We start from the raw sequence: 10,170 nt of genomic DNA on the forward strand, positions 1-10,170 counted from the left end.
TAGTGCGCTGGGTTATCGCTCGCCACGGGAATATCTGCGGCAGCGGGCTTGTAATGGGTTAAGTGATAACAGATGTCTGGAAATATAGGGGCAAATCCACTCATACTCACCGTTCAAAGCGTGCCCCCGTTTTACCCCTGCACATTTGTGAACGCCAGCAGAGTTTTTTATGCGATTGCAGATATGGAAAGCGGCTCGGAGAGAAAAGCAAAAGATGGAAAAGTTACAAAAAAAAATCGCGAGATACATCGCATAAAACAACGCCACCCGAAGGTGGCGTGCTTTTATTATTACTTATCCCTGTCTAACCAGTCGCCGCTTTCAATTAGCTTTAATCCCTCGACGGGTCGTTGATAAACGTACATCCATGCACTCCCGTACGGCGTCTGAATCAACTGGCGCGCGTATTCACCGCCCCTGGTGCGCAAGGCATCAAGTTCGGCCAGCGTGGCGTTGTCAATACGATAAACTTCACCGTGTACCGTTCCGTTCCCCGGAACTGCGCCTGGATAGTGGCCCAGGCTATACAACTGGTAGTTATCGATACTGAAATCGCCCAGTAACTGGGCATTGGTCATCCAGTGACTGTTGCCTTGTTTGTGGCGTAAACTGCCGTAGACAAATATTCGCATTGCTAAAACTCGAACTGATAGAGCAAATCCAGTGCCTGGTCTACACCAGACACGGCTTCCAGATATAGCTTAGGCATCAGGCGATAACGTAACGTGAGTGTTGCTATAGAGTCAAATATACCCACGCCGTATTTCACTTGCAGGCCTGGCAATACATAGCCGCTGACCACTACCTGGGAGGAGTCGCCTACTCCCTGGGTGTCGAGCGCTAAATTGCTTACGCCAAACGTCTCGCCGATTTTACCCACAATCTGGCCACTTTGCGCAACCCCCAGACCAATCAGCATCGAGGTCATTGCCGCACTGTCGCTCTGATCGCTCTCCAGCCCTTGTCCACGTAGCAAATAAGACAATGCAGCTTGTTGCGACATCGCCGGGTCAGAGAAGATCTCCGCTTTCGGTTCGTCCGCCAGACCAGTGACGCGAACTCCGGCGATTACGTCGTCTTCTGTAGCATCCGGGTTACGAATAGCTTCAATATTAAGATACGGTTGATCTGGCGGACCAGAGAACAGTAGCTCACCCTTACGCACAATCAGATCCTGACCATAGGCATGGAAGCGCCCTTCAGGGATGTTGATCTGCCCGTTCAGGCCCAGCCCTTGTTTGTCCTGAACGACGTTAAGATCGCCCGTCAGCCGCGCTTTCAGGCCAAAGGCGTCAATGCGCACATTGTTGCCAACGTGGACAATCAGGTTACTGTTAATCGGAATCGACGCCGTTTTCGGCTCTTCCGGTTGCAGGTTATCGTTAAGCATCACCACATCGCTGGAGACGCCTACTGCGCTTTCCGGCAGATCGTGCACCACGATGCGCGCCCACGGGACATCCACGCGACCATCGAGGGTAAACAGGTTTGGTGTAGCCTCGAATACAACATCTGGCGATACATCCATTCGTACCATCGGCGGCACGGTGATCCGCACTTTACTGCCTTTCGCCGTTACTCGTGCCCGCCAGTTTTCAATTTGGCTCCAGTCGGCATCACCGTTCAGGTAGATTTCACCCTGCTGGGTCCGTACTGTACCGGCAAGCGTCGAGCGCATACCGTTAAAGTTGACCGCAAGCTGGCTCGGCTGCATATCAAACGGCATAAAGTTGCCGTCGATATCCACACCCGTAACCTGAAGCTGACCAAACAACTGCGGGCTTTGCACATCACCACCCAGACGCAAGTTGGCACTCACCATCCCCGCTGCTTTTTCCCCACGAGTAAAGATGGGGTTTATCATCGCAAGGTTGAAGTTACGGATATTGACGTTGCCACCAAGATTACGGCGGCCTTGCGGATCGGTCACCAGCACCTGTCCATCAAACTGGCCGTTATTGGTCAGGCGGATGGTCCAGCCCAATTCGGCACGGTTGTTACGCAATTCCGCCGTCAGATTCAGTGTCTGAAACGCCACCGGCAGCGCCGCATCGTTGACGGTTTGCGTTACCTGCACGTTACGCCCCGAAAGGGTGATACTGCCCTGCGGCAGCCCCTCTTTCGTGGTGTCCCAGGCAACATCCGCTTTACCCGTGAAGATACCGCTGGCCTGAGTGGTTTCTGGCATAAACGGTTTCAGCATGGCGAAGTCGAAGCGGTTGAGATTCACCACCGCACGCCCTTCGGCCCCCGCATCGATAGTTTGCGGCACGCACAGTTCCGCATTCGGGTTAAGCCAGCAGTGTGGCCCGATGCTGATTTTTTGCTCCTTATTGCGGTAATCCAGCGCAATATCGCGGGTCAGCGACCACGGGCCGACCAGCGTCTGGAAGCGGGTATTGCTAAGAGTTCCCTTCCAGCGTTCTTCTTTGCGATCAAAACTTCCTGCCAGATTAAGCTGCCCGGAGACAGGCTCGCCCTGAATCCGCAACTGTAGCTCGTGCTGCTTTTCGCTGCCTTTGGCATTCAGGGTGACGAGGTTGATATTTACATCCGGCTGCGAAATTTGCTCAACGCGTACGTCGAGTTTCCCGGCGATCTGATCGGTGGATTTAATGTCGCCTTCCACGCGAACCTGCGTCACGGAAAGTTCCTGCCAGCGCAGGCCGCGCGCGGTGATATCTGCCAGTAGTTGTGGCGCTTCCACCGTGCCGCGTACTTTCACCAGCCCTTTCGCTGTACCGCCAAGCCCCGGCAGCGCGTTATCCAGCCCCGGCGCGTTGATGGTGGCATCAAGATTGAGATCTTTTACCCCCAGCTCGCCTTTCACTTCGGCACTGTTTGGCCCCAGTTCCAGATGAAGCCCAGGGATCATCCACTGCATATAACTGTTGCCTTTCAGCGTGCCGTCAACGTTCACTTTGTTCTGTTTGACGTTACCGGTCAGCTTCAGTTCTGGCACCTCCATCTGCCAGGTGCCGCCGTACAGGCTACCGCGGGTTTTAATCAAGCCATTGAGTTTCGACGGCCACTCCGGGAACTCTTTGGCGGTGTTAATGCCATTAAGCGTTAGCTCACCGCGCCAACTAATGGCCTGCTGCCAGTCGAGCAACGCCTTGAGTTCAGTTTTCCCTTCCAGCGCCGCGACGGTGAGTTTGTCGAGATTGACCTGCTGTTCATTACCTTTGGCATCAAGGGTAATGGTGGCTGGCGGGATCTCCTGTCCCTTCACTGCCGTACGCATAGAGAGCGTGTAATCGGTCATTTTGCCGGTAAGTTTCAGTTTCAGATCATCCGCCTGATACTGCTTCTCACCAGTGAACGGCCAGTAAAGCTGTTTGCTGTTCACTTCCACGTTGAGCGGCAATCCGGCTTCCGCCAGTCGCGTCTGGGCGCGTAAATCCATATCCACCGGACCGGAAAGATTAACGCCAATCTCCAGCTGTTCGCGCAGCGCGCCGCCCACTTTTAGCTTCACTTTTTCACCTTTCAACGGCTCCACGTTCAGTGTGCTGTTGAGGGTGATATCCACCGGCCAGTTGTCTGACAGCTGCGCCGTGCCGCTGGCGTTGACGATCCCCTGGTTGGAATCGATATCCAGGGCGTCCAGTTTAGTATTGCCGTCAATGCTGCTCACTTTCAGCAGCATGGTGCGCACGGTGATGTCCGTGTCGCCCGTCACGCGTAACTGCTCGCCTTTAAACTCTTCAATGTTCAGGTTAAGCGGCAAATGCAAGTCGGTCATTTCCGGCAATACCGGGCGAGAAAAGAGATCTTTCAGCGTTTCGCCGAGCGGCTTTTCATCCGGCTGCGGATTTTCAATTTTCGGTTCGACCACTTCTTCCTGCGCCACTTCCGCCACTTTCGGCAGAGCAATCAGCAGGCCTTTCAGCGACGTCGGTTTCAGGGTCAGGGTTTTCTCCTGCCAGTTCAGGCCGGAGGTGAAGTCCATCACCGACACCGTGGTGTCATCAATCTTGATGTTGACGTTGTCCAGCGCCACCCGTGTCAGGGTGATGGGATACGGCGTGGAGAGATCCAGCGGACCGCTATCTTCCTCTTCTTCAACCTGTTCAGAAGGAGGCATTTTTTTACTGTCGATGTTGACCTGAATGTCTTTCAGCGCCAGGTCATTAATACAAACGCTACTGTTCCACAGGCACTCAAGACCGACCGCCAGATGCAGATTACCCGCTTTTACCGCCACGCCTGGCTGCTCATAACGAACGTCAGACAAGGTGAGATCGCGCCAGCCGCCGGTGACCTTGCCAATATCCAGTCCTGGCACCCAGCGATCCGCCGCTTTAAATACAAGATGCAGGCCGCTGGTGGTGCCCACCAGAAACGCCACCGATCCCAGCAACAGTAAGATAACGATAACCACGCCGAGGCTGATTTTTTTCCATAAACTCATAATTCTGGCCCCAGACCGATGTAAAACTGTAACCCGTGTTCGTCTTTATCCGCGACCGGTACGGCAAAATCGAGTTTGATTGGCCCGACCGGCGATTCCCAGCGCACGCCGACCCCGGTACCGGTTTTAAAGTCGCTGCGGCGAATATCGCTTACCGCTTCGCCACTATCGACAAACACCGCGCCCCACCATTTTCCGGTCACGTTGTACTGGTATTCCAGCGATCCGGTTATCAACTTCGAGGCCCCTTTCAGGTCACCGTTGGCGTATTTCGGGGCGATAGATTTGTATTTGTAGCCGCGAATACTGCGATCGCCCCCGGCGAAAAAACGCAGATCCGGCGGTACTTTGTCGAAATCACCGGTTTCAATCCAGCCCAGCGTGCCGCGTGTAACGAAACGATGGCGATCGTACAGTGTGCGGATCCAGACGTTCTGCGCCTGGAAAACGGAGAAATCGACATCTGAGCCCCAGGCCGTGTTGGAGTAGTCGATAGAGTAGCGTTGCGAGTCGCCCCAGGTTGGCATCAGGCCACCACAAGAACGCGTGCGGCTAATCATCACCCCAGGATAAAACAGCATCGTGGTGTTGGTAATTTCACCCTGAGTAAAGTGGTCGAGACTCCAGCGCAGGTTAATGGCACGCTGCCAACCGCTGGAGAGATCCCAGTAGCGAGAAGCCACCAGCGTAGTGGAGTCAGATTCGGTATCGTTCAGGTCAGTGCGCTTAAAACCGCCCTGCACCAAATAATATTGTTCCAGTGGATTCTTCAGCAGCGGCATTTTATAGCTGAAGTCGAGGGTCTGTTCCGGCGCGGAAATACTGGTACTGGTGGTCAAACTGTGACCGTATGAGTTCATCCACGGCTTTTTCCACGTCGCTTTCACGCGCGGTCCCACGTCCGTAGAGTAACCGACCCCGGTTTCGATGGTGTTTTCTGTTCGCGGCGAAACCACGCCCGTCAATGGTAATACTTTCGTTTCGCGCGCTTTATCAAATTGTGGAGCCACCACCACCGAGTTAAACCAGCCGGTAGCAGAAAGTCGGCGGTTCAGTTCCGCCAGATCTTTCGATTCATACTCATCGCCCTCTTTAAACGGCACCAGATTTTGCAGGTATTCATCGCGGATTTGTGATCCTTCAAAGGTCACATGCCCAAAGCGGTAACGTTCGCCACTGTTATAATCAATATCCCAGAAGGCTTTATGCAGGCCGAGCGCAATGCCCAGCTGCGCTTTGGTAAATTCGCTATCGAAATAACCTTTACGCAACGCAATACTGGTTAAGGACTTTTTGAAATTTTCATAATCGCCCTGGTTCAGTACCGTACCAATAGCCGGGCGAGTATCGAGCAATTTCAAATAGTCTTTATCGGTCCGCGCGCCGCCGCGCAATACCACATCGGTGCCGCCAATTAACACCGGCACACCTGGCGTGACTTTGGCGATCAATACCTGCCGCCCTTTCTTTGGCGGTGGACGGAGATCAAATTCAATGGTCGGCTGGTAATAACCCAGCGCTTTCAGACCTTCACGGATGGCATCATCGACGCGTGCGCGAAAGCGGCGGTCTGGCGTCACTTCATCACTTTCAATCGTAGAAAGCTGCGCACGAACGTTCTTTTCCAGCTGTCCCGATAACCCCTCGACCTGTAGACGGACGTTCGCGGCGACGGCAGATCCGCTTAAGCAGAGTAAGCTTACACAGCATAACTGTCGGATATAGCGCACATTTTCTCCTGAATATCCTTTTTTCCTGCCCCTGGAACGCCGTTAAACGGCTTAACAAAAATCCAGTAATATGGATTAAAAAGCAGACTAAACCCCAAATATTTCTTATGTTTTACTTTAGACCTATTCACGGTGGTTATTGTGTGCAAATACGCCTCTTGTTACAACCTTAACCCCAATGACCGATTTTCGGGAGAGCGACACCATGAGTTTATTTGATAAAAAGCATCTGGTTTCCCCCGCCGATGCCCTGCCTGGACGTAACACCCCGATGCCCGTAGCCACGCTGCATGCGGTCAACGGTCACTCAATGACCAATGAACCTGACGGAATGGAGATTGCCATTTTTGCGATGGGTTGTTTCTGGGGTGTGGAGCGTCTGTTCTGGCAGTTACCCGGCGTTTACAGCACCGCCGCAGGCTATACCGGCGGCTATACGCCAAATCCGACTTATCGGGAAGTGTGCTCCGGTGATACGGGTCATGCCGAAGCGGTACGCATTGTTTACGATCCTTCCGTCATCAGCTATGAGCAGTTGCTACAGGTATTTTGGGAGAATCACGATCCCGCCCAGGGAATGCGTCAGGGCAATGACCACGGCACGCAGTATCGTTCAGCGATTTATCCGCTGACCCCAGAACAGGATGCCGCAGCTCGCGCCAGTCTGGAACGTTTTCAGGCGGCGATGCTTGCCGCCGATGACGATCGTCACATCACCACGGAAATCGCTAACGCCACACCGTTTTATTATGCCGAAGATGACCACCAGCAATATCTGCATAAAAACCCATATGGTTACTGTGGAATTGGCGGAATTGGCGTCTGTCTGCCGCCGGAAGCATAGCGTTACGGGTACAAATGTAGTTTGTTGATAAAGTGCTCTTTGTCTATGCCTGATGCGGCTTAAACGACTTACCAGGCCTACAAAATCGTCCAAATTCAATATATTGCAAGGACTGCGTAGGCCTGATCGGCATAGCGCATCAGGCAGTATTGCATTTATCAGCAGTCTGAATTTTAACCCTCTGGCGACTTTACAGTACCTTACGCTATACTAGCCACTGAAAATTCCGGTTCACTTTCTTCGAATCGGCTTTCAATGTGTATTTCACACAAATTAATCAACTTTCCCTTCCGAGGATCTGGCCTGAAAGGTCGGATAAGATATGTTAAACAGTATTTTAGTCATACTCTGCTTGATCGCTGTAAGTGCGTTCTTCTCGATGTCCGAGATCTCGCTTGCCGCCTCACGCAAAATCAAACTTAAACTGCTGGCTGATGAAGGCAATATAAATGCCCAACGCGTTCTGAATATGCAGGAAAATCCCGGCATGTTCTTTACCGTGGTCCAAATCGGTCTGAACGCAGTGGCGATTCTCGGCGGTATCGTCGGTGATGCGGCATTTTCTCCAGCTTTTCACAGCCTGTTCTCCCGCTATATGTCGGCAGAGCTCTCTGAGCAACTGAGCTTTATTCTCTCTTTCTCGTTAGTGACTGGCATGTTTATCCTGTTTGCGGATTTAACCCCGAAACGCATCGGTATGATTGCGCCAGAAGCGGTGGCTTTGCGTATCATCAACCCGATGCGCTTCTGCCTGTACGTTTGCACCCCGCTGGTGTGGTTCTTCAACGGCCTGGCGAACATGATCTTCCGTATTTTCAAACTGCCAATGGTACGTAAAGATGACATCACTTCTGATGACATCTACGCGGTAGTGGAAGCCGGTGCGCTGGCGGGCGTGTTACGTAAACAGGAACACGAGCTGATTGAAAACGTCTTTGAGCTGGAATCCCGTACCGTTCCGTCTTCAATGACACCGCGTGAAAACGTGATTTGGTTTGATCTCCACGAAGATGAGCAAAGCCTGAAGAATAAGGTGGCGGAACATCCGCACTCTAAGTTCCTCGTCTGTAATGAAGATATTGACCACATCATCGGTTATGTCGATTCTAAAGACCTGCTGAACCGCGTGCTGGCTAACCAAAGCCTGGCACTGAACAGCGGCGTACAAATTCGCAACACGCTGATTGTGCCGGATACGTTAACCCTTTCAGAGGCGTTGGAAAGTTTTAAAACCGCAGGTGAAGACTTCGCGGTGATCATGAACGAGTACGCGCTGGTGGTGGGGATCATCACCCTCAACGACGTGATGACCACGCTGATGGGCGATCTGGTCGGTCAGGGGCTGGAAGAGCAGATTGTCGCCCGTGATGAGAACTCATGGCTGATTGACGGCGGCACCCCAATTGACGACGTCATGCGCGTGCTGGATATTGACGAGTTCCCGCAGTCGGGCAACTACGAAACCATCGGCGGCTTTATGATGTTTATGCTGCGTAAGATCCCGAAACGCACCGATTCGGTGAAATTCGCCGGCTACAAATTTGAAGTGGTGGATATCGATAACTACCGCATCGACCAGCTGCTGGTGACCCGGATCGACAGCAAGGCCACCGCCCTTTCGCCAAAACTGCCTGACGCTAAAGATAAAGAAGAAAGCGTCGCGTAACCCCCAGAAACATCAACGGCTCCTGAATCAGGAGCGTCTTATTACTGCATAGCACTTTGGTTAAGCCATCTCTGTTTGCAGACGCATAACCTGACGGTTAACTTCGGACATCACTGACAAATGCAGCTTATCCTTCACTTTTGGGATAAGAATCTTACCCTTATCAAATTCAAAAGCGCCAACGTCCTTGATGTATAACCGTCCACGGAACAGGATCTTTACGTACTTCGCCACCTGAAGTGGGTTGTACCGTTGGAAAATTTTCATTGTTATCTCCTGCTGAGTATTACGCCTGTGCGGTGCCACAATCGGCCCAACTATTATGAGACGCAAATTTTAATGCTTAGTGACTATAGACTATCCGGGCAATGTTTCCACCGCGTATAACTTTTTTTACCTAAAGGTTACAATTATTCAGAATTATCTTTTTACCGAAGCGCGGTCTTCAGTATAAGCATTCATTTTTCATATGATTTGTGCGCTTGACCGCAAACTGGCATCACACTTGCGGGAAATTCGATAAATAGCACATATGATTAAAACTCAGATCCAAGTGGTCGGATCACCTGCATATCATAAGAAGGAAACACCATGACCCTACGCAAGATTCTGGCACTCACCTGCCTGCTGTTGCCGATGATGGCTTCCGCACATCAGTTCGAAACCGGTCAGCGAGTGCCGCCGATTGGCATTACCGATCGGGGCGAGTTGGTGCTTGATAAAGATCAGTTTAGCTACAAAACCTGGAACAGCGCGCAGTTAGTGGGAAAAGTGCGAGTACTGCAACATATTGCTGGTCGCACCTCTGCAAAAGAGAAAAACGCGACGCTGATTGAAGCGATTAAATCAGCAAAGTTACCGCACGATCGTTACCAGACCACCACCATTGTTAACACCGACGACGCAATTCCGGGTTCCGGCATGTTTGTGCGCAGCAGTCTGGAGAGTAATAAAAAGCTTTATCCCTGGTCGCAGTTTATTGTCGATAGCAATGGCGTCGCGCGCGGTGCCTGGCAGCTGGATGAAGAAAGTTCCGCTGTAGTGGTGCTGGATAAGGATGGTCGCGTGCAATGGGCCAAAGACGGGGCGCTCACACAGGAAGAGGTGCAGCAAGTGATGGACCTGCTGCAAAAGTTGCTCAAATAATGGCAATAACATAAATTCTGCAAAAATAATTTTCCCCTATCGTTATCTATGGGATAGGGGAATTAGGTCTCTGAGCTCTTACACCGAACTCATAGGTAATGACTCCAACTTACTGATAGTGTTTTATGTTCAGATAATGCCCGATGACCTTGTCATGCAGCTCCACCGATTTTGAGAACGACAGTGACTTCCGTCCCAGCCTTGCCAGATGTTGTCTCAGATTCAGATTATGTCGCTCAATGCGCTGAGTGTAACGCTTGCTGATAACGTGCAGCTTTCCCTTCAGGCGTGATTCATACAGCGGCCAGCCATCCGTCATCCATACCACGACCTCAAAGGCCGACAGCAGGCTCAGAAGACGCTCCAGTGT

Annotated in this window: 8 protein-coding genes; 3 read left to right on the forward strand and 5 right to left on the reverse strand. The window is 51.9% G+C overall.

Annotated features, from left to right (window positions below):
* Nucleotides 1–290: 290 nt before the first annotated feature.
* Genes BHE85_RS05640 through tamA form a run of 3 tightly spaced genes read right to left on the reverse strand, consistent with a single transcriptional unit; the run spans nt 291 to nt 6,144 of the window.
* On the reverse strand, nt 291–632 hold the full coding sequence (locus BHE85_RS05640; RefSeq protein WP_001219164.1) for a gamma-glutamylcyclotransferase family protein: 342 nt from the start codon (nt 630–632) through the stop codon (nt 291–293).
* Between the two features lie 2 nt (nt 633–634).
* The gene (gene tamB / locus BHE85_RS05645; RefSeq protein ID WP_000060892.1) at nt 635–4,414 is read right to left on the reverse strand and encodes an autotransporter assembly complex protein TamB; all 3,780 of its coding nucleotides are present in this window, start codon (nt 4,412–4,414) and stop codon (nt 635–637) included.
* Complete coding sequence (tamA, locus tag BHE85_RS05650) at nt 4,411–6,144, reverse strand: autotransporter assembly complex protein TamA (protein ID WP_001269320.1); 1,734 nt, start codon at nt 6,142–6,144, stop codon at nt 4,411–4,413. Before tamA ends, tamB begins: the two co-directional genes overlap by 4 nt.
* Nucleotides 6,145–6,349: 205 nt before the next feature.
* Here tamA and msrA point away from each other — a divergent pair, with 205 nt between their 5' ends.
* Both msrA and paeA read left to right on the forward strand, forming a co-directional pair.
* Nucleotides 6,350–6,988 (forward strand): peptide-methionine (S)-S-oxide reductase MsrA, encoded by a 639-nt coding sequence (gene msrA, locus BHE85_RS05655; protein WP_004988379.1) that lies wholly within the window; start codon nt 6,350–6,352, stop codon nt 6,986–6,988.
* Nucleotides 6,989–7,310: 322 nt separating this feature from the next.
* On the forward strand, nt 7,311–8,654 hold the full coding sequence (gene paeA / locus BHE85_RS05660; protein ID WP_000935042.1) for a polyamine export protein PaeA: 1,344 nt from the start codon (nt 7,311–7,313) through the stop codon (nt 8,652–8,654).
* A gap of 60 nt (nt 8,655–8,714) precedes the next feature.
* Here paeA and BHE85_RS05665 read toward each other — a convergent pair whose 3' ends face one another.
* Nucleotides 8,715–8,921 (reverse strand): DUF1107 domain-containing protein, encoded by a 207-nt coding sequence (locus tag BHE85_RS05665; protein WP_000689228.1) that lies wholly within the window; start codon nt 8,919–8,921, stop codon nt 8,715–8,717.
* Nucleotides 8,922–9,245: 324 nt separating this feature from the next.
* Here BHE85_RS05665 and BHE85_RS05670 point away from each other — a divergent pair, with 324 nt between their 5' ends.
* Complete coding sequence (locus BHE85_RS05670; protein ID WP_000175287.1) at nt 9,246–9,800, forward strand: YtfJ family protein; 555 nt, start codon at nt 9,246–9,248, stop codon at nt 9,798–9,800.
* A gap of 109 nt (nt 9,801–9,909) precedes the next feature.
* Here BHE85_RS05670 and BHE85_RS05675 read toward each other — a convergent pair.
* Nucleotides 9,910–10,170: IS1 family transposase (locus BHE85_RS05675; protein WP_000317683.1), on the reverse strand; the 261-nt coding region annotated here is incomplete at its 5' end.

It is taken from the genome of Shigella sp. FC1567 (assembly GCF_001743015.1).
Taxonomy (GTDB): domain Bacteria; phylum Pseudomonadota; class Gammaproteobacteria; order Enterobacterales; family Enterobacteriaceae; genus Escherichia; species Escherichia coli.